The sequence below is a fragment of the Spirochaetota bacterium genome (genome assembly GCA_004297825.1).
Lineage (GTDB): Bacteria > Spirochaetota > UBA4802 > UBA4802 > UBA5368 > FW300-bin19.
The window spans coordinates 12,645-32,648 of record SCSX01000011.1 but is presented as its reverse complement, the minus strand read 5'-3'; the positions used below and the strand labels follow the sequence as shown (position 1 = coordinate 32,648).

General features: G+C 55.6%; 20 protein-coding genes. 8 read left to right on the top strand and 12 right to left on the bottom strand.

Going from position 1 to position 20,004, the window contains the following annotated elements; all coding sequences use genetic code 11:
- Positions 1–29 precede the first annotated feature (29 nt).
- Positions 30–1,361, top strand: coding sequence for a glycosyltransferase family 1 protein (locus EPN93_01765; GenBank protein ID TAL39395.1), 1,332 nt, complete (start codon positions 30–32; stop codon positions 1,359–1,361).
- Between the two features lie 2 nt (positions 1,362–1,363).
- On the top strand, positions 1,364–2,044 hold the full coding sequence (locus tag EPN93_01760; GenBank protein ID TAL39394.1) for a response regulator transcription factor: 681 nt from the start codon (positions 1,364–1,366) through the stop codon (positions 2,042–2,044).
- Between the two features lie 54 nt (positions 2,045–2,098).
- Here EPN93_01760 and EPN93_01755 read toward each other — a convergent pair whose 3' ends face one another.
- A complete protein-coding gene (locus EPN93_01755; protein TAL39393.1) occupies positions 2,099–2,794 on the bottom strand; it encodes a zinc metallopeptidase in 696 nt (231 codons plus the stop codon).
- A 141-nt stretch (positions 2,795–2,935) separates the two neighbouring features.
- On the opposite strand from EPN93_01755, the gene EPN93_01750 reads away from it, so the two are divergent.
- Complete coding sequence (locus EPN93_01750; protein ID TAL39392.1) at positions 2,936–4,891, top strand: tetratricopeptide repeat protein; 1,956 nt, start codon at positions 2,936–2,938, stop codon at positions 4,889–4,891.
- Between the two features lie 15 nt (positions 4,892–4,906).
- Positions 4,907–5,725, top strand: coding sequence for a hypothetical protein (locus EPN93_01745; GenBank protein TAL39391.1), 819 nt, complete (start codon positions 4,907–4,909; stop codon positions 5,723–5,725).
- A 47-nt stretch (positions 5,726–5,772) separates the two neighbouring features.
- On the opposite strand, the gene EPN93_01740 is transcribed toward EPN93_01745, so the two are convergent.
- Positions 5,773–6,996 carry a glycosyltransferase family 1 protein gene (locus tag EPN93_01740; protein TAL39390.1) on the bottom strand — a complete coding sequence of 408 codons (1,224 nt, stop codon included), beginning with the start codon at positions 6,994–6,996 and terminating at the stop codon, positions 5,773–5,775.
- On the bottom strand, positions 6,993–7,640 hold the full coding sequence (locus EPN93_01735) for an acyltransferase (GenBank protein ID TAL39389.1): 648 nt from the start codon (positions 7,638–7,640) through the stop codon (positions 6,993–6,995). Before EPN93_01735 ends, EPN93_01740 begins: the two co-directional genes overlap by 4 nt.
- Before the next feature lie 141 nt (positions 7,641–7,781).
- On the opposite strand from EPN93_01735, the gene EPN93_01730 reads away from it, so the two are divergent.
- The 4 genes from EPN93_01730 to EPN93_01715 are packed head-to-tail and all read left to right on the top strand — an operon-like array spanning position 7,782 to position 11,623.
- Complete coding sequence (locus tag EPN93_01730) at positions 7,782–8,735, top strand: hypothetical protein (GenBank protein TAL39388.1); 954 nt, start codon at positions 7,782–7,784, stop codon at positions 8,733–8,735.
- Positions 8,732–9,511: a D-alanyl-D-alanine carboxypeptidase family protein gene (locus tag EPN93_01725; GenBank protein ID TAL39387.1), complete on the top strand. Its 780-nt coding sequence runs from the start codon at positions 8,732–8,734 to the stop codon at positions 9,509–9,511. Before EPN93_01730 ends, EPN93_01725 begins: the two co-directional genes overlap by 4 nt.
- Positions 9,512–9,566: 55 nt before the next feature.
- Entirely contained in the window at positions 9,567–10,601 is a 1,035-nt protein-coding gene (locus EPN93_01720) for a peptidylprolyl isomerase (protein TAL39402.1), read from the top strand.
- A gap of 11 nt (positions 10,602–10,612) precedes the next feature.
- On the top strand, positions 10,613–11,623 hold the full coding sequence (locus tag EPN93_01715) for a hypothetical protein (GenBank protein ID TAL39386.1): 1,011 nt from the start codon (positions 10,613–10,615) through the stop codon (positions 11,621–11,623).
- Positions 11,624–11,643: 20 nt separating this feature from the next.
- Here the strand turns inward: EPN93_01715 and mnmE are convergent, their stop codons facing one another.
- The 9 genes from mnmE to EPN93_01670 form a co-directional block, all read right to left on the bottom strand.
- The gene (gene mnmE / locus EPN93_01710; protein TAL39385.1) at positions 11,644–13,002 is read right to left on the bottom strand and encodes a tRNA uridine-5-carboxymethylaminomethyl(34) synthesis GTPase MnmE; all 1,359 of its coding nucleotides are present in this window, start codon (positions 13,000–13,002) and stop codon (positions 11,644–11,646) included.
- A 3-nt stretch (positions 13,003–13,005) separates the two neighbouring features.
- The gene (locus tag EPN93_01705; protein TAL39384.1) at positions 13,006–13,647 is read right to left on the bottom strand and encodes a protein jag; all 642 of its coding nucleotides are present in this window, start codon (positions 13,645–13,647) and stop codon (positions 13,006–13,008) included.
- Between the two features lie 62 nt (positions 13,648–13,709).
- Positions 13,710–15,362 (bottom strand): membrane protein insertase YidC, encoded by a 1,653-nt coding sequence (locus tag EPN93_01700; protein ID TAL39383.1) that lies wholly within the window; start codon positions 15,360–15,362, stop codon positions 13,710–13,712.
- A gap of 134 nt (positions 15,363–15,496) precedes the next feature.
- A complete protein-coding gene (gene yidD, locus EPN93_01695) occupies positions 15,497–15,724 on the bottom strand; it encodes a membrane protein insertion efficiency factor YidD (GenBank protein ID TAL39382.1) in 228 nt (75 codons plus the stop codon).
- Positions 15,721–16,098 (bottom strand): ribonuclease P protein component, encoded by a 378-nt coding sequence (gene rnpA, locus EPN93_01690; GenBank protein TAL39381.1) that lies wholly within the window; start codon positions 16,096–16,098, stop codon positions 15,721–15,723. Before rnpA ends, yidD begins: the two co-directional genes overlap by 4 nt.
- A gap of 22 nt (positions 16,099–16,120) precedes the next feature.
- Positions 16,121–16,267 (bottom strand): 50S ribosomal protein L34, encoded by a 147-nt coding sequence (gene rpmH, locus EPN93_01685; GenBank protein TAL39380.1) that lies wholly within the window; start codon positions 16,265–16,267, stop codon positions 16,121–16,123.
- A 147-nt stretch (positions 16,268–16,414) separates the two neighbouring features.
- On the bottom strand, positions 16,415–17,260 hold the full coding sequence (locus tag EPN93_01680; protein TAL39379.1) for a class I SAM-dependent methyltransferase: 846 nt from the start codon (positions 17,258–17,260) through the stop codon (positions 16,415–16,417).
- Positions 17,261–17,266: 6 nt separating this feature from the next.
- Positions 17,267–17,761: a hypothetical protein gene (locus EPN93_01675; protein ID TAL39378.1), complete on the bottom strand. Its 495-nt coding sequence runs from the start codon at positions 17,759–17,761 to the stop codon at positions 17,267–17,269.
- Positions 17,762–17,980: 219 nt separating this feature from the next.
- The gene (locus EPN93_01670) at positions 17,981–19,747 is read right to left on the bottom strand and encodes a phosphoenolpyruvate carboxykinase (GTP) (protein TAL39377.1); all 1,767 of its coding nucleotides are present in this window, start codon (positions 19,745–19,747) and stop codon (positions 17,981–17,983) included.
- Between the last annotated feature and the right edge of the window lie 257 nt (positions 19,748–20,004).

Genomic DNA, 20,004 nt, shown 5'->3' with positions numbered 1-20,004 from the left:
ACTGTGCCTTCGAGTTACCGGTATGGCGGATGGCCCCATTTGTCATTTTCGCGGGTTCCGAATTGAAAACAGTTGCAAAATCTGGTATTCATGCTTGTATGTTGGCGATACAGCGCGCGGCGACAGGATCATCATTTATACTATCCGGGTTAGATAAAGGTATGAAAAAAAGCGTTTGGACCGGTTCGGGTCGATTAAAAAAACTGAAGATACTCATAGTCAATTACGAGTTCCCCCCCCTGGGCGGCGGGGGGGGGGTGGCGACATACGACCTCGCCATCGAGTGGAAAAAGGAAGCCGAGGTGCACGTGCTGACTTCGTGGTTCAAGGGGTTGCCGTTCTACGAGGAGGTCGCCGGGATACATGTTCACAGGGCAAGGATACTATTCCGCACATCGCGCGATGTCGCGACCTTTGTATCGATGCTCTCGTACCTGGTATTCGGCTTTTTCAAGGGGGTCGCGCTCTGCCGAAAGCACCGTTTCGATGTGATAAATACGCATTTTGCGGTGCCCTCGGGCCCCCTGGGGCACGTACTCTCGCGCTTTTTCAGGATACCGAACGTCCTGTCCCTCCACGGGGGCGATATCTACGACCCGAGCAAGAGAATATCTCCCCACCAGCACTGGTTCTTCAAAAGGGCAGTCCGCTTCATTCTAAACCGGGCGGACAGGGTGATCGCGCAGTCGAGCAATACGCGCGATAACGCGATAACGTATTATCACCCCGACAATGAGGTATCGGTGATCCCGCTCGCCTTTCATGCCCCGAAGGTAAGAAAGGCCGCCCGTACGGACCTGGGAATATCAAGAAACGAGTTCGTCCTGATCACGATAGGGAGGCTCATCAAGAGAAAGGCCATCGACACGATGATCAATGCCCTGGCCAAATTGCCGGATCAGAATATCACGCTGTATATCATGGGGGACGGTCCCGAGCGTGAGTTTCTCGCGTCGCTCGCCGACCAGATGGGACTCAGGGAACGGGTCATCTTTCTCGGGTACGTGACCGAGGAAGAAAAATACAGGTACCTTTCCGTGGCGGACCTGTTCGTGTCCACCTCCCTTCACGAGGGATTCGGTATCGTGTTCATGGAATCGATGCATTTCGGAATACCTATCGTGTGTTCCAATTACGGGGGGCAGGTGGATTTTCTCGCCAACGAGGAAAATGCCCTGCTGATAGACGTCGGGGACGCCTCCGCGTGCGCCCATTCGGTGAAGCGGTTCTACCGGGACCGCAGGCTCTACGCGAAATGTTCCCGGAACAACATGAAAAAGGTACACGATTTCTACGCCGACGCCGTGGCGGCGCGCTATACGAACATATTTCGTGAACTAAGCGAAAAGGGAGAAAACTGAGCGTGATCAGAACGATAGGCCTGCTTTCGGCGCACGGTGAGCTCGTTGACGATTTCGGCGGCGGAATCGGTGACATGGAGCTTCGCGTATATCGGTCGGTTGATGCGGTCAGGGGTGAGGAACTTTCGCTTCTGGCCATCGATGTCGACATATTCGAGTCGGTCGATCTCTTCCAGTTCTACCTTTCGAAGATCAGGAAGAAGGTCCTCGATATGCCCGTCATGCTGGTTCTGCGGGTCAGCCACCTGGAGGTTGTAAACCTGGACTGGTTTTTCGACGACTTCGTCCTGTATCCCTTCCGCAAGGGCGAGCTCAACGCGCGGCTTAAGCAACTGCTCTGGGAAAAAAAGCTGCAGCTCGATGAAAATCATATTTCTATCGGGAATTTGAGGATCAACCTCGCCGAATACTCGGTGTACCTGAACAACGAAAAGCTTCATTTCACCTACAAGGAGTTCGAGGTGCTCAGGCTCCTCATTCAAAATCCCGGCGTCGTCTTTTCCAGGAAGGATCTATTGGGAAGATTGTGGGGCGTGGAGTATATCGGCGGCACGCGCACCGTGGACGTGCATATCAGGCGGCTCAGGAGCAAGCTGGGCGATGAATTCAACACGATAATTGAAACCGTGCGGAATGTCGGGTACCGCTGCCGGATGAGCGCGGAATCCGCGAAAAGCACATGAAAAACGCCGGGGGGCTTCCCGGCGCTTCCCGTTGATATCGGTCCATAATCCGTGCTAGTCGTCGCGCCCGCCCAGAATACCGGAGCGAATCAGGAAATAGAGCAGCGTCACGATCGCCGAGGCAGCCGCCGCCACGTAGGTCATCGCCGCTGCCGACAGCACCTTTGAAACGCCGGCCATCTCGCTCGCGCCGAGTATGCCGTAGGAAGCGAGCATTTCCTTGGCGCGCGAAGAGGCGTTGAACTCGACGGGAAGCGTTATGAGCTGGAACACCACGACGACGCTGAAAAGCAGGATTCCGATCTTCACGAGCCCGAGGGTTCCGAGCATGAAGCCGACGAAGATTATTATCCATGCGAAATTAGACCCGATTGAGGCGGTGGGCGCCAGGGTATTGCGCAGCATGAGCGCCTTGTAGCCCTTTGCATGCTGGATCGCGTGACCCGTTTCATGCGCCGCCACGCCTATCGAGGCGAGTGAGTTGCTTCCGAACACCTCGGGCGAAAGCTTGATCACCTTTTTCATGGGATCGTAGTGGTCCGAGAGAAACCCGGTCGTTTCCAGCACGGGAACATGACCGAGCCCGTTGCGCTGGAGGATGAGCTCCGCGACCTGGGCTCCCGTCATCCCGGACCGCGATCCTACCTGGGAGAATTTCTTAAACGAGCTTTTTACCTTGAATGACGCCCAGAGCGAGAATGCAAAAACCGGGGCCATGAGCATCCAGTAGAGAGGGTCAACGCCGAACATATTTTACCTCCAGAAACGTCTCACCACGAATCGGAATCACCGCGGAGAACACAGGCTAGCATTCGGCTCATTCCGTTCAAGAAAAATATATACGACCGGGCGAATCGGCGCTATATTTTCTACCTTATTCGGGAATTGACCGTGAAAATGTTACACGAGACAAGGGAGCAATATAATTTGACACACGGGGGGGCCGATAGTACTTTATACCACATTATGCCGACCGTGAAAACCATAGCTGTGTACCTGCTGATGGCCGTCATCCTCGGGATGGCGGCCTGTTCGTCCGTACAGGCGCCCCCGGCGGAAAAGAGGCGCGCCGATATACAGGGCGGCTGGGCGCACTACAGCTATGGCCTGGCCCTCAAGCGTGCGGGCGAATACCAGAAAGCCATTGAAGAGTTCCTTCGCGCCGCGGAAGAAAAAAGGTCGCTGGATCTCGTCGATTTTCAGATTGCGGACTGCTATTATTCGCTTTTCGATTACGAAAGCGCGCTTAAATTCGCGCGCATGGCCATAGACGCAAATCCGGGAAACAGCAAGCCGTATCTTCTTTCATACACCATTTATAACAATTTGCAGCAGTATCCCCACGCCGCCCAATCGCTCGAATCCCTGTTAAAGGAAAAACCAGAACTGGCCGGGGTCTGGCACATGCTGGGGGTATTGTATTACACGTCGATCCGGGACGCGGCGAAAGCGCGGCAGGCCTTCAGCGCGGTGATCGAAGCCGCTTCGACCGCGAATGTCGATGAATACTACCTGGAGAACGCGCACTTCTATCTGGGGCATATCGATTACGCCCAGGGCAGGCCCGAGCTCGCCGCGAGTCATTTTAAAAAGGCCATCGCCATCAATCCGGAGAATACCGCGGCGATATACGCGGTCGCGAATGTTTTCATGTACCGCTACTTGCTCGAAGACGCCGAGAAATACGCGAAGCTATACCTGAAAAGCTTCCCCGACAACACGGTCATCAACTCGATGCTGGGAAGGATATACTATCTCCAGGAACGGAAGGAAGCCATACCCTTCCTGCGCAGGGCGGCGGGCGATGCGAACGAAGAATCGAAGCTTGCCCGGGCGCTCTACCTCGAGCTGCTGCGCAAGGACGATGAAGCCGAACCCGCGCTCCTCGCGCTCATGAAAAAGGAAACCATGTACATCTCGCCGCACGTGGCGCTCGCGCGGGTGAGCCTCAGGAAAAACAACACCATCATGGCGCTCAGGGAATTTTTCACCGCGGGGGTGCTCTTGTATCGAAACAGGCTGTTCGAGCAATCAAGGCGAAGTCTCATCAGGGCCCTTTCTATAAATGACAAGATCCCCGAGCTTTATCTTAACCTGGGAAACGTATGCGAGGAAACGGGGGATCTGAGCCAGGCGATCGTGTACTTTCGCAAGGCGCAGGAATTGCGACCCGACAGCGATCTTCTCCTCACGATCGGGTACGTGTACAGCCTGAAAAACGATCGTACCCAGAGCGCGCGCTATATCGACCAGGTAATTGAAAAGGAGCCGCGGAACCCGAAGCCGCACTTTATGAAGGGACTCATCGAGGTGCGGGGCGAAAACTACCCGGCCGCCGAAAAGTATTTCAGGCGCGCCATCGAGATCAACGACACCAACGACAATTTCCATTTCTACCTTGCTGTTTCCCTGGAGAAACAAAACAGGATGGACGATACGATCATCGCGCTCAAGCGTGCGGTCGAGCTGAATCCCGCAAATTCACGCGCGTGCAATTTCCTGGGGTACCTCTACGCCGAAAAAAACATGAACCTGGACGACTCCCTCGCGCTTATCCGGAAGGCGCTCGAGTATGAACCGGAAAACAGCGCGTACCTTGATTCCCTGGGATGGGCGCTCTTCCGCAAGGGAGAGCTCAAGCGCTCGCTCCAGAAACTCCTGGAGGCGGAGCGCGCGCTTGCCGATGAAAAAAATCCCGACCCGGCCGTGTACGATCACGTGGGCGACGTCTACAGGGCGCTCGGCGACACGGCGCGCGCCGTCGATTACTGGCAGAGATCGCTTAAACTGAAGGCCGACGATAAGATCGGGCGGAAGATAAAGGAAGCAAGGGGCTTCGTAAAATAAATCCCGGAGCGGTGCATGAATACCAGGACTGGCTGTCGCGGGCTCGCCGTGTGCGTGTGTGTTATTTTCGCGCTGTTCTCGTGTGCGACGGGCGGGGGGAACGGAAAAAAGGTGCATGCCGCGCCCGATGCGCACTCACTTGCCCTGCTTAAAATAATAGAGGATATAAACGGCGGAGCGCCCGATTCGTACGTGGCGCATATTACCTCGCAGGGCGTATCGAACAGGAACAAGTACAATTCCGTCGCCGAGGTGCTGTTTCTCAAGAACCCGAGGGTGATGAAGGCCTCGTTTACCGACCTCGTGTTTCGCAGTCACATAAGCACATTTGTCCAGGAGGGGGAAGATATAAGGATATTTTTCCCCATCGACAAGGTTCTCTACCAGGATACGGTCGCCACGATAAACCTGAAAAATTACACGGGGATAGATATCGAATTCGGCTTTCTCTACCCGATGCTGACCGGCCGAATCCCGCTTATAACCGATTTCTCGGTAAAAAGCGGGCTGACCGAGAACGGCGCGGCGGGCACGATCGAATACGTAATTCTTGAAAACAGGGGCTACTTCCAGACTATCGGATTTGCCGGAGGGGTCCCGAGAAAACTGCTGTTTGTAAACAAGGCAAGCCAGGAGCGTGTAGAACTTTACCTGGAAAATCCCTCGTGGCAGGGAAAAACGCTCTGGTACAGGGAGATCAGGCTGGTTCTGCCGGCCACGATGGAATCCCTCACAATGACCTTCAGCGACATCACCCTGGGCGTCCCGCTTGATCCTGTGACGGTGGCGGACCTCGTGGTACCGCCCGGGACGAAGGTCATAAAGATGTATTGATCCGGACGCGGGACGGACCGGGAGAGGGGTTTATCGGGAAGGGGGCCTTATCGGACAAACCGGTTGAACACGCCTGTCATCTGGGTCACCGCCCCTTCCCAGGTGAATGTTTTTTTAACGCGCTCCATGCCCATGCGCGAAAATTTCTTCATTCGCTGCTTATCCTGGTACAGCGCGTCGATCGCCTTTGCAAGGGCGCGCTCGTCGCGGGCGGGAACGACTACCCCCGCATCCCCCACGACCTCGGGCAGCGCGCCGCCGTCGCTCGCTATGACCGGCGCGCCGCAAGCCATCGCCTCGGCGGCGGGGAATCCGAAACCCTCGTATACCGACGGCACGATCACGAGCTCCGCCTCGCTGTAGTGGCGCACCAGTTCCTCGTTGGTCGCCTTGCCGGTGAACTCGAGCCGCCCGGACAGGTCAAGCCTGCCGATGAGCGCGTTCGTGATGCGGTGATGGGGCGACGCGCCGTCCACGACCGTAAGGTGCAGGTCGCTTTGGATGCGCGGCAGGGCCTTCAGCAGATACGCAAACCCCTTTTTCCCGTCCTCGACGTTGCCGACGAATACCATCTTTCCCTTTTTTCGCTTCACGCCCCTTGCGGGCTTGAAAATCGAGGTATCGAGGCCGTTGTACACGACGCTCTGTTTTTCCAGCGGAACGCCGAAATCCCTGTGAATCGTGCGCTTCGAATCCTCCGATACGGTGATCACATGGTCCAGGCGTTTCGAGACGATCCGCTGCATGAGGACGGGGTAAAACATCACCCCCTTCAGGCGGTTCTTAAACGAGGATGCGCGTTCGAGCACGGCCTCGAGGTCGATCGAGAGCGGATGATGGATCGTGGCGATCACCGGTACGCCCAGGTGTTTCATTAGCAGAAGGCCGTAACCGACGCACTGGTTGTCAAGGATCACGTCGAAGCGCGTGGTTTTCATGAGCGTTTTCAGTTTTACAAAGGCCCTGAAACTGAACGCGCTGATTTCAGAGAAGGCGTTCAGCCGCGTGGACAGGTATTCATAGGTGTTGAGCGGCCCCAGGATGTCGAACGGATCTTCCGGATTGATGATACCCAGCCCCTTTTTCACGAAATACTCGTTGTTGTGGATGAAGTGGGTCGTGACGCCCTTCATATGCGTCGGGTAGGGCGGGCCCACGATGGCGTGCACCTCGTGCCCCTGGCGGACCATCTCCTCGGCCACGTACTTGAGATAGACCCCCTGACCCCCGCTGTAGGGATTTCCGCGGTAGCACAGAATACAGATCCTCAATACCGCGGTCCCCCGTATTTCCGATAGTATGAGCCGAGCGTCCTTATCTTACGGGGATCGAGCCTTTTTACGATGCGCGCGGGATTTCCGGCGACGACGACGTTTGCCGGGATGCTGCGCCTCACGACGGACCCCGCCCCCACGATGGAGTTTTCGCCGATATGAACACCCTTGCACACGATCGCCGAGTCCCCGATCCAGACGCCGTGCTCAAGGATGATCGGCGCGGTCTTGCCGATAAGCTGGGTGCGGTCGTGGACGTCGTGCCAGTCGGCGTCGGTGAGGTAACAGTAGTTGGCGAGCATGCAGTCCTCGCCAATGCTGATATGCGTCGCGCTGCTGATGCGCACCCCGTTCATAACGAGCACGTTGTCGCCGATATCGATCCGTCCCTCGCGATCGCCCACCTGCACCGAGTTTATGCGGGTCCGCGAGCCGTTCGCCCCGATGATGACCACGTTTTCGCCGATGCTGATATTGGGCCCGTGCACCTCAACGTTCCAGATTCCCCATACGAAGGGGCTGCTCTTTATCGCCGAGAATTTCTTTTTGAGCGAGAGATGGTAATGAAGGTAGGTGCGGACCATGAACACCAGGCGCGAAACGATCGAGGTCCGGAGATAGCTTTCCATGCCGTTTTTCATTTTTTCGCCCTTACCGAGAAATACGCGGGGGTGTGGAACCGTCAACACTAATAATCGCCGCCGCAGCGCAATTTTGAAGACGAAACGGGAGGAAGGTAAAAAATCCTTGAAAAATGAATCCCCTCCCCGCAGGGTTCAGGCATGAAGGCCACGCGGACGCTCCTGACCCTATTCATGCTCGCCGTATTTCTCGAGGGAACCGCACGCGCGGCCGGATCTGCCGATACGCACTGCTCGTTCTGGATAGACCTGTATCGCGGCGAACCGGTATCCTTCCAGTCCATGATCGATGATCTGCAGGGCGTATCGGTCATATATATAGGTGAATCGCATACGATCGCGCGGCATCACGCGGAACAAGTGCGTATCGTTACGGAACTTAAGGGGCGCGGCAGGTCCGTCGTGCTGGCCATTGAGCAGGTGGAATCGTTCAACCAGGCCGCGCTTGATCGATACAATTCCGGTGAAATCGACTTCATGGATTTTGCCGCACAAACGAAATGGGCGGAACGCTGGAGCAATTATCCGGATTATCGCCCGCTCGTCGAGGCGGCGCATGCGGGCGGGGGCACGATACTCGCGCTCAACGCGCGCACCGAGCTGGTACGGGATGTCGCACACAACGGCCGCGAGGGTATATCGGAAACGTTCAGGGCCGAGCTTCCGGCGCCGTTTCATGCGAGCGCGCGCTATGAAAAATACGTCAAGAAGCTTCTCGGAGTGCACAGCTTCGTGAATGAAAAGAGCCTGCACCGCGTGTTCCAGGCCCAGGCGGTCCGTGATGACGCGATGGCGGGAGCGATCGTACGCGCGCTGCGGGAGCCCGGCAGCCGGGGGAAAACCATGGTGGTTATTGCGGGCGCGGCGCACGTGGCCTACGGGCTTGGCATCCCGGGAAGGGTAAAATCGGCGCTCCCCGACGTCACGGAGAGGATACTCGTCCTCTCCCAGAGCGGCGAGCTCGAGTTGGGGGAATCGGAGCGGAAAATTTTCCGCGAGATCGATTTCGATCACGCGGGGATGAGGTTCCTCTCGCTGCCCGTTGCCGACTATTTGATGGTCACCCGGTTCAACCGGAAGGATGAAGATAAATGAGTTTATTCAACGGTGCTTCCGCGTTTGTCGCGCTCGTTCTGATTTCCGCATGTTTTCCCGGGTGCGGCCGTGCGGACGATACGACGCTGTTCGGCGGCATCCAGGCCAGGGAATACCTGCGGGGAAGATTTTCACCGGCCGAGCACCCGCTTTTCGTCGAGCTGTCCTCCATGGGGATACCCACCGACGGCAGACAGCAGTATCTGCGCCGGGAGGCCGCGGAGGCGTTTTTGGCGCTTTATAAAAGTTTTCGCGAATCACATCCGCACACGCCGTTCAGGGTCGTGAGCGCGACGCGCACGTGGGCGGACCAGAAATGGATATGGGAAAACAAGTGGAGCGGGGCGACGCCCGTAGACGGGACGCGGCTGAACGAGGCATACCCCGGGGCGCTCGGTCGCGCGAAAATCATTCTAAGGTATTCATCCATGCCCGGGACGTCGCGCCATCACTGGGGAACCGATCTGGACCTCAACGAACTGTACAACGAGTATTATGACAGGGGGGACGGGGCGATACTGTACCAGTGGATGAAGATCAACGCGGGGAGGTTCGGTTTCTGCCAGCCGTATACCGCGGGCCGTACCGCGGGGTACCAGGAGGAGCGATGGCACTGGTCCTACGTTCCGCTCTCGGCGGGCTTTTTGTCGCGATGGGAAACGCTGTTCGGCGCAAGCCCGGCCGCATTCACCGCCGATGCCCTGTTCCAGGGAGCGGTCGAGGCCGGTCATCTCGCAATTATATACGTGAATGCCGTAAACGAGGCGTGCAAGTAGAAGCGGAGGGGAGATTTTAATGATGCGAATACTATGGATTCTGGGGGTGGTGCTTATGGTCGCCGTTGCCGCGTGCGGAAGCGACATCGAGGTTAAAGAGGACGGGCTTTACGCCCTGCTGAAAACAAGCAAGGGCGATATGCTGGTGCGGCTTGAATTTGAAAAGGCGCCCGTTGCCGTGGGCAGCTTCGTGGGGCTCGCGGAGGGGACCATGGAAAGCGCAAATCCTAAAACGGGGAAGATGGAGAAACGGGAATTCTACAACGGGCTTATTTTTCACCGGGTCATCAAGGGATTCATGATCCAGGGCGGCTGCCCCCAGGGGAACGGCCGCGGAAACCCCGGTTACAGCTTCATGGACGAGTTCCACCCGACGCTCAAACATGATCGGGAAGGGATTCTATCAATGGCGAACTCCGGCCCCGATACCAACGGCAGCCAGTTTTTCATAACGCTCGCGCCCACGCCTCACCTTGACGGCAAGCACACGGTGTTCGGGCGCCTGGTAAAGGGAGAAGATGTGCTCAGGGCGATCGGCACGGTGCGCACCGACCGGAGCGACAGGCCTGTTGAAGAAGTCGTTCTCAACAAGGTGAAGATTATCAGGGTGGGAAGCGCGGCCCAGGCGTTCGATGCCGAAAAAGCCTTCTCGAAAAACGAGGAGGCGGTCAAGAAATCGGGCGAGGGCGAGATGGAGAAACTGAAACCGCTGCTCGCGGGCATGGGCGTGGATATGCAAAAAATCACCGTCAGCAAGTCGGGTCTGCGGCATTTCGTGCGGAGCGCGGGTACGGGTTCCTCACCGTCGCAGGGAGACGTGATCGTCGCGCATTACACCGGGTACCTCGCGGACGGCAAAAAGTTCGACAGCAGCGTCGATCGGGGAAGCCCCTTCGAAACCGAGATTGGCGTTCACCGGGTCATCGCAGGGTGGGACGAGGCCTTCCTCGACATGAAGGAAGGCGAGAAACGCGTCCTCATCATTCCCTTTGCGCTCGCCTACGGTGCCAAGGGAAGGCCCCCGGTCATACCGCCCAAGGCATGGCTCGTGTTCGACGTGGAGCTGCTCGCGGTAAAGAAGCATAAATAGCGGGGGGTCCGATGCGCCTTCAAGCGGAAAAATCGCATCGCCCCGGATTCCGGGGCTTAAAGCGGCTGCTCTGTGGATGTTCGCTAACAGCCGTAATGCTCTTCCCGGCCGGTGAACGCGATTTCCTCCACGCCCGCGAGGACGCCGAGCCTCCCGGCATCGACGCGTTCCTCTCGTATTATGACGGGAAAAAAGACGAAGCCTTCCGCATAATAAAAGTCCTCATGAAAAGCAGGACCGCGCGCCCTTACGCGCACGTCGATTACGGCGTGCTTCTTGCAATGGAGAAGAAGCCGGACGAAGCCCTTGAAGTTTTCAGGGACGCGCACGGCGAGGGAAATCATAAGGCGCTTGCCTACCTGTTCGCCGGCAATGCAAGGGCCGGCGCGGGAGGAAACGAGCGACTGCTGGAAGATATGGCATCCGGCAACGGCGCATGCTGGAAGGAATATGAACTGGCGCTCTCGTGCCTCGCGCGCCGAAACGAGGAGGAGGCGCTATCCCATTTCGAGGAGGCGGTCCGCGGCGGGCTGAATGGCCGGCTCCTTGCCGCCCGGGAGCCTCTTTTCGACAGGATAAGGAATCATGAAAGGTTCAAGCGCGCGCTCGCCGATATGGCCGGTAAAGAGAAGGATAAGATTTCGTCTTTCGCGACGGAGCTCAAACGTGCCGAATATGAGGAGCGGGCTGCACATCCCTACGGTGCGCGCAGGGAAATCATGGCCGCCTTATATAGCGAGCGAAAAGGAGATCCCGGCAGGGGAATCGCACTCATTGAGGAGATGATGCGCGGGGAATGCGGATTCAGGGATATGAGCATGGGGCTCTACGTCATGGCACGGCTGAAGGCGAGGACCGGAAACGCGGAAGGGGCTCGGTATTGCCTGGCGAGATTTATCGGACACCTCTTCTCGGAAGCGGCGGACGCCACGGGCTACCGGGAAATAATGAGGCGCGCCTATGCCGACATTCTCCTGAACGACGCGGTTTTAAAACCATATTTTATCCAGGCGGGGATGTAGGGACGATCGCGGCAGGCGCGCTATTTACCGATACAGAACCGGCTGAAAATGGAATTGAGCACCTCGTCGGGCGAAATCTCCCCCGTAATTTCTCCCATCTCGTCGAGTATTTCCTGAATTGAAAACGCGATTATTTCCGGCGGTTCGCTGTGGACGAGCAGGTCGATCGTGCCGCGTGCCTTGACAAGGGCGCTTTCAAGAAGCGCGATGATGCGCGTATCGGCGACGAAGGCGTCCCGGGTGTCCGCGAACTCGTCCAGGAGCAGCGAGGAGATCATGTTCTCGAAAGCGGCGAGACCCGCGCCGGTACATGCCGAAAACGCGATGGCCTCGGGGACGTCAAGTGAAGCGATAATGCGCGCACTTTCCTCCTCCCCCGCGAGATCCGTTTTGTTTACGAGGTATATGGTTCTCTTCCCCGCGGCGTGCTCCATGATAGCCCGGTCCGCGTCCCGGATTCCCGTCGTCGCGTCAAGCACGATGATGATCAGGGGAGACGATTCGATTTTCCGGCGGCTGAATTCTATTCCCTTAAGCTCTATCGCGCATTCGGTGGTATCGATCCCCGCCGTGTCGAAAAGGTTGATTTCGATTCCCGCGATTCGTACGCTCTCCCGTATCATGTCGCGTGTGGTCCCGGGGAGGTTCGAGACGATGGCGCGCTCGGCGTTCAGCAAAAGGTTGAGGATGCTCGATTTGCCGACATTGGGTTTCCCCACGATGGGGACGTCAATCCCGCCCGAAAGCCTGCCGCCGATGCGGCAGCGGCGCATCATATCCTCGATCCCCGTTATGAGTTCCTCCACTTTTTGAATGGCCTGTTCTCCGGAAATGAATTCGATGCCCTCCTCCGAAAAATCTATGCCGCATTCGATGTCGGCTTTTAACCCGATGAGCTCATTGCGGATTTTTGCGACCAGGTTCTTAAGGGACCCATGCATCTGCCGGATCGCGGCTTGAATTTCCCAGTCGCCGCGGGCTTTAACAATGTGATTGATTGCCTCGGCCGCGGTCAGGTCGATTTTACCGTGGAGGAACGCCCGCTTGCTGAATTCTCCCGGACCGGCAATGCGCGCGCCATGTCGTATCAGCAGGGCGAGAATCCTGTTCACGATAACAGGATTCCCATGGCAGCTGATCTCCGCCATGTCCTCGCCCGTAAAGCTCGCCGGGGCCTTGAAGTAAATCGCGATTACGTCGTCAACGATCTCACCCGCGTCCCGAATGCTGCCGTACGCCGCGGTCCGGGGCTCCAGTTTTTCCGGCCTGGAGAAGATGGCAGAAACGGCCCTGAGTGTTTCAGGGCCGCTCACGCGAATAACTGCAATTGAAGAATGTACGAGCCCGGTCGCGGGCGCACAGATGGTGTCAACAAACATGTCTCACCGCGTGATATTGGGAGATATTTTCACCTTTCGGTAAATTCCCTGTCCCTCGCTCTTGGTGGTGACACGGTTGTCGTTCTGTAGGGTAAGATGAATGAGCCTTCTCTCGAACGGGTTCATGGGTTCCAGCGTCCACGGTTTGCCGGTTTTCGCGACCTTGAGCGCGATTTCACGGGAGAGTTTGCGCAGCGCTTTTTCGCGCTTGGCGCGGTACGATTCTATGTCGAGGATTATTTTTTTCTCGCTCTTCGTCTTGTGGCTCACGATGAGGTTCACGATGAACTGCAGGGCCTCGAGTGTGGCGCCTTTCTTGCCGATTACAAGCCCGGAACGGCTGCTTTCGAGCTCTACGTATACCTTGCTTTCGCCTTCCTTGAGGTCCCTGACCTTGGCGTCAACCCCCATCTTATCCAGGATATCGAGGAGCACTTCCCTGGTGAGCTCGCCCACGTCCATGGTCTCATCATTGTAGTATACGCGTATCTTCGCGGGCCTCGATACGCCGAAACCGAAAATTCCGCTTTTCCCCTGGTCGATCACTTCGATCTTCGCCCTGGATATATCGCCGATACGCAGTTCGGTCGTCGCTTTCTTGGTGGCGTCCTCGACTGTTTTTCCTTCAAGTTCATATACTTTCATAACAGCCCCCTTTGTATATATTCGCACCCGGGGCGGGAGACCCGCCCCGCCATGATTAGTCACTATGCCTTCTGAAGCGCGGTACCATTCGACTTGCGATTGATATACAGTTGGTGAAGTATCTGGAGCACGTTCTGCATTATCCAGTAGAGTACAAGGCCGGACGGCATGTTCCAGAATATTACTATAAAAAATAACGGCATGAACATGAGCATTTTCTGCTGTTGTCCGGTCGCCTCGCCGGTGCTCATTTTTTGCTGAAGGTACGTCGTGCCGGTCATAATTATCGGCAGGACATTGACGTTGAAATCCATTACCGTGAAGATCGTATCGGGAAGAGAGAGGTCTTTGATCCACAGTACGAACGGCGCCTGCCAAAGGTCGATGGAATTGATAAGCGCGCTGTACAGGGCGAAAAAGAAAGGCATCTGCAACAGCAGGGGAAGACAGCCGCTGAGCGGGTTGACCTTATTTTGCTTGTAGAGTGCCATGATCTTCTTGTTCATCTGGTCGGGCTTATCCTTGAACTTGGCCCGAATCTCGGTGATCTGGGGATTGAGTGCCTGGAGCTTTTTCATGGATTCGGTTGAACGCATGGTGAGCGGAAGCAGAATGATTTTGGTGATCAATGAAAAAACAACCAGCGACCATCCGAAGTTGCCGAAAAGCATGTTTATTTTGGTAAGCGACCATAAGAGAAAATCGCGAATGGGCTCGATCCACTTGCTGACGTCGGCGGCATCGATGAGCTTTTCATCCACCGCGCGGAGCACTTCCTTGTCCTTGGGGCCTATGTATATCTTGAATGACTTTGTGAGGTCCTTTCCGGGCTTGATCGCTTCGACCGGAATGGCAAGACCGGTGCGATACCCGGACACCTTGCGATTGTCGGTGATCACGGACGTCCCTGAAAAATCTTCCGGCAGCATGATAAGAAGGAAATAGCGGCTCATCACGCCGATCCACTGGGTGGCCCCCTCCTTGGTCTTGACGTCGCCGCCCTGGGAAAACAGCCCGCCCTTCTCCAATTTTTCGAACGAGTTATTCATGAAGTAAATCCCGCTCAAAAGGTTATACGAATTGTTGAAATCCATGTGGGGTCCCAAGAAGTCGGACGGGGAGACGATTATCGAGCGCCCGGGAAGGTTGATTTCCTCCTGGCCCTGGTTCAAAATCCGAAAGCTCAGTTTGAAATAATCGTTCTTGTCGGAAAATGTGTATGTTTTTTCAACCCTGAGGGGGGATCTGCCCGCGGTAAGATTTGCGGAGAAACGATACTGGAATTCCGAAATCTTTTCCGCGTTCCAGATGATATCATCCAATCCCCCCTTGCCGAGGAATTCCGCTTCGCTCAGGTGAAGGGGAAAATCGAACACGCCCCTGGCGTTGAACTGATTCTCCCCGACGACCAGCTCAATGTTTCGATCTTTCAATACAAAGCTTGATACCGCCGCGCCCTTGCTTGAAAGCACCGCTTTATATTTTGCCGTGGAAATCGTGAAGGATTCAAGCCGGCCCTGTGTTCCCTGGACGGATAACGCAGCAGCCGCGGCGGGTATTTCCGGCTTCTTCTCAGGCACCTTAGCCTTTTCTTCGATACGGGTTTCCTGAGACGGGCTTTCCTGTTTCTGCGGCGTGGGCTTGAGAAAGAAATATGACCAAATAAGCCATACCGCGAGTGATAACGCGATCGCGACTACTGCCCGCTTTTCCATATAGTATATCCTATGTTCAAATAATTTCGAAATCCGCCGCACATGCGGCGGCGCACAATCAGGTTAGTGAATGGAAGAGATTCATTCAGGGGGAGAGGAAATGCCCGAGGCCGCGCAACAAACTACTCAAAGATTCAGGGTACCGGATCGTATCCGCCTTTACAGAATGGATTGCATCGTAAAATCCGGTGGATCGAAAACAGAAGTCCTTTTACTGGCCCGTGTTTTTGTAAAGCCTCTATTGCATACCCCGAACATGACGGATAAAACCTGCACGAGGGGGGCAGATAGGGTGATACAGCCATTTTATAAAACCTGACCGCACCGATCAGGATAGAAGATGCTACAGCACTGGTTCTCATACATTCACTATGCCCGCTTTCCTGAACAAACACCGGATGTTTTCCGAAGCCGCGTCGTGGCCGGTCTTCTTAAACTCAATTCCCGGACGGACTATAATATAATAACCCTCTTTCAGATCCGGCAGCAATTCGCCCGCGATTGCACGAATTCTTCTTTTCGCCCGATTCCTCTGAACCGCATTGCCGTAAGATTTTCCAATAGAAATCCCGACCAGGCTCGCGTTTTCATCGGATTGGGCGGATCTGCGCAAATTTTTTCTGCCGCCGTCATGCTTAAGAACGATCAGTTGGACCCCTTCCCTGTTGAAGCGTTTGCCCCGAGTAAAAACCTCTTTAAAAACATTCCTGCCTTTTAATGAATAAATCTTTTTCACTCACCTGCCATTGCGATACGTATTAACGTTCATCGGAAACAGTTAATTTGTGCCTTCCCTTGGCGCGCCTTCTGCGCAAAACCTCTCTTCCCTCCGGAGTGCTCATCCGGGCGCGAAACCCGTGTTTTCTGCTTCTCTTTGTCCGACTCGGCTGAAATGTCCTTTTCATCGCCTGTACCCCTCATACTTAAAGAATATAATATTTCTCAATGCCTGGAAATTTCTGGAATATAGCTGCTACACCTATTTTTCAGGACGAGTTTTCGAAATTTTTACAAGTGGGATATTAAAATTAAATATACTCATATTGTCAATATTAATTCGCCAATTTCAATGCATATGCTTCCAGAGTGTCGGAAAATGCAGTAAGGCTCGAAATCAGGGAGTAGATGCCGGAAAAGGGTTTGAAGAGGACCGAGTGCGCAGAGATAATACGCTCGGGGTGTACGCTCGATGGAAGGATTCGAACCCTTGTAAAGCCCTGACTGCGCAAAAAGACCCGCATGGTCGACGGTGAAAAATCCACGCGGTGGTCCGCAGGATGTGAATTGGACCAGCCTTCCCTGTCGAACAAGAACTGGGGTCCGAACACCGAAGGGGTCGCGAGGGCAATCGTGCCGTCCGGCGAAAGCAGCGAATTGATTTTCTGCATCATGCGCGCCGGATCGGCGCAGTGCTCCAGAAAATACCAGGCGGTGATTATATCGAACGGACCTTTGAGGGCGGCCTTCTCGAACGGGATCTCATGGACGGGAATGTCGAAGTTTTCGCGACAGTACGCGGCCGCGAATGGAGAAATCTCAACCCCTTCGACATGGCCGATTCCCCAGTCCCGGGCTTCTTTCAGAAAAAAACCCAGCGCGGAGCCGATATCAAGGAGACGTATGGAGGAGCGAGGCTGTTCGGATTTCAGGGTGCGGAAAATTGTTTCGAGCCTGCGCGCCGCGAACGCCCTGATCGCGGGGGCGTCCTCCGCATAGGTTTTGCCGTATTGGGCCTGATAATCGTCGACAAAATAGCTTTTGTCATATGCGAGCGGGCGATGGGCGGTGTTGAACACAACACCGCACGAGGCGCAGATACGAAGGGAATTGTCGGTTTTCGAGGCGGGTCGACTGCCGAGCGAACCGCAGATTGGACAGTCCACGCCGTTCCCCTTCAGGTGATCCTACTTCGAATCCCTTTTCTTCTTCTTGGCCGGTTCGACAACGATCGAAACGCCTTTAAATTTGATGTTCTCGAAGGAAAGTATGACCAGTTCCCCGTATTGCTCGGGAACTTCCAGGAATGAATAGGTCGAGTGAATGTCGATCTTTCCCACCTGTTTGCCGTCAAGCCCCGATCGTTTAACGATCTCCCGGATGAGGTCCCCGGGATTTAAACCATGGTTCTTCCCGATGTTGATGAAAAGACGAACCCTGCCGTCCTTGATATCTTCAAAAACAATTTTTCCGGAGCTTTCCTTCTTTACCATGAAATTCAGGGATAAATCGAGCTTTGAGATGTCTCCCAGGGTGTCTTTTAACAGCGCAGCTGCAATGCGGGTTTTTCTGCCGAAAAACGGGAGTTTGCTTCCCATTTTTTTCACCAGGATTTTGTATTCCGAAAGGTCGTCCTGCAGCGCCGAATCGAGCAATTGTTCGATTTTCTTCTCTTTGTTCATAAATACCTCACCTCAGGATAGTAGGAGCAATGCCACTCGAGATCCATTCGGCGAATGAGCCGCGGCGAATGGGAAAAACGCATGCGCGCGGTCGTGGCAGTTTGTTGCACGCGCGCAAAAACACATGACGCACCGAGGCGCATCATGTCAGTATCAGCCGGAATTGCAAAATATCAAGCAATTTTCAGCGTCGGGCTCCGCGAAGGACTGCCGGGCGATTCAGCGCCCAAGCCTCTGTTCGAGCGCATGATATTCTTCCCAAATCGCGGCGGGAAGCCTGTCTCCGAATTTCTGGAAAAATTCCCTGTGTCCCCTGAGGTCCTCGATCCATTCTTTATTGTTTATCGACAGCAGCTGTTCCATCGTGCCGGGCGCCATGGAAAGACCGGAGGTATCGATCTCGGCAGTTGTTGGTACGTACCCGATCGGGGTTTCCTTCGCCGCTGCCCTTGTGGAACATCGATCCACGATCCACTTGATCACCCGCAGATTTTCCCCGTAGCCCGGCCACAGGAATTTTCCGTCCGCCCCCTGCCGGAACCAGTTCACATGGAATATGCGCGGCGGGTTGGGAATGCGTGTGCCCATCGCGAGCCAGTGACCGAAGTAGTCGGCCATGTTATAGCCGCAGAAGGGAATCATCGCCATCGGATCGCGGCGCACTTCGCCCTGCGCGCCGTATTGCGCCGCGGTGCGCTCGGAAGCCATGGTGGCGCCCACGTAAACCCCGTGCTGCCAGTTGAAGGCCTCGAAGACCAGAGGCGCGAGACTCGCCCTGCGTCCGCCGAAAAGGAATGCGCTTATCGGAACCCCCTGCGGATTCTCCCATTGGGGAGAGATACTCGGGCACTGGTATGCCGGTGCAGTGAACCGGCTGTTGGGGTTGGCGCCGGCTTCGGGCGAACTCTTCGTCCAGGGGTCTCCTTTCCAGTCCGTGCCCTCCGCGGGCACTTCGCCGTCCATGCCTTCCCACCACACGGTACCGTCTTTTTTAAGAAGCACGTTGGTGTAAATCGTATCCTTTTTTATGGTCTCCATGGCGTTGGGATTGGTCTTGTAGTTGGTGCCCGGGGCTACGCCAAAGAAACCGAATTCAGGATTGATTGCCCACAAACGCCCATCCGGACCGACCTTCATCCACGCGATGTCGTCTCCGACGGTCCAGATCCTGTATCCCGGCATGCTCGCGGGAGGGATGAGCATGGCAAGGTTGGTTTTGCCGCAGGCGCTCGGGAATGCCCCCGCGACATAGGTAATTTCGCCTTTCGGGTTTTCGATTCCCACGATCATCATATGCTCGGCCAGCCAGCCTTCGTTGCGGGCGAGGTAGCTCGCAATGCGGAGGGAAAGGCATTTCTTGCCCAGGAGCACGTTTCCGCCGTACCCGGAGCCCACGCTCCAGATCGCGTTGTCTTCGGGGAAGTGGCAGATAAAGCGGCGATCGACGCACAGGTCTGCCTTGCCGTGCAGGCATTTCGTGAAGATGCCCGTTTCGCCGAGCTCCTTCCACGCGATCGCGCCCATGCGGGTCATAATGCGCATGTTGAGCACCACGTAGATGCTGTCCGTGATCTCCACGCCGACTTTATTGAAGGGTGAGCCCGGAATGCCCATGATGAACGGAATGACGTACATCTTTCGCCCCTTCATGGAGTCCTGGAATATCTCGCCGACTTTCCTGTACGCGTCGGCGGGGGCCATCCAGTTGTTCGTGGGGCCTGCGTCCTCTTTCCTGGATGTGCAGATGAAGGTAAGATGCTCCGTTCGGGCGACATCGTTGCAGGCGGTCCTGTGGTAGACGCAACCGGGCAGTTTTTTCTGGTCGAGCTGGATGAGCTCGCCGGTGGCGAGTGCTTCGCGCATGAGTTCGCTTTTTTCTTCTTCCGATCCGTCTACCCAGATCACGGAATCGGGCCGCGTCAGCTGCGCGATCTCCTTGACCCAAGTAAGGACTTCTTTGTGGGCCGTCAAGGGGGTTGTCTGCATATTCGCCTCCGCACAAGATTGGATTCGTGGCTTTCCCACGCCCGGAAAATGGAAATACGTATTTTAGTTGGTATAATAAGGTAATAATATAAAAGAACGGGGGTATAAACCAAGGGCTATTAAAAGATTGGCCCCTTTTGTGTCAAGCACAATAAACCAGGGTTCACCCGGAAATATATTTGCCCCAGGGGAGCTGCCAGGCGGGTAGAATCATGATGACGCTAAAAAATGCTTTAATTCGCGGGAGCGATTTGCTA